This is a genomic window from Gemmiger formicilis (genome assembly GCF_016901605.1).
In the GTDB taxonomy this organism is placed as follows: domain Bacteria; phylum Bacillota; class Clostridia; order Oscillospirales; family Ruminococcaceae; genus Gemmiger; species Gemmiger formicilis_B.
On sequence record NZ_JACJKP010000606.1, the window covers coordinates 1 to 284 of the forward strand.

Genomic DNA, 284 nt, shown 5'->3' on the forward strand with positions numbered 1-284 from the left:
GCTACCATCACCGCAGTGCAGACCACCGCCGCAGCGGGGCGCACCAGTTTTTTGAACACCAGCACCGCCAGCAGCACCGGCAGCGCGGCCAGATAATAGATACACTCACTGCGCCAGGCCGCCGTCAGGATACCCAGCACCGCCAGAACCGCCAGCTTTTTTTTGGTGACCCGCTGCCCGTCAAAGTACCACCACACCGGCAAAAATACGGTGAACAGTTCACACCAGGCGGACCAGGTGGTGCGGAACGGCTGCATATTGTGCAAAAGCACCGGCGGCAGCAA

1 protein-coding gene is annotated in these 284 nt (G+C 60.9%); it reads right to left on the reverse strand.

Features of this window, described 5'->3' with window-relative positions; genetic code table 11:
• The coding region (locus H6B10_RS16125) for a hypothetical protein (protein ID WP_204652435.1) at positions 1 to 284 on the reverse strand (284 nt) is incomplete at both ends.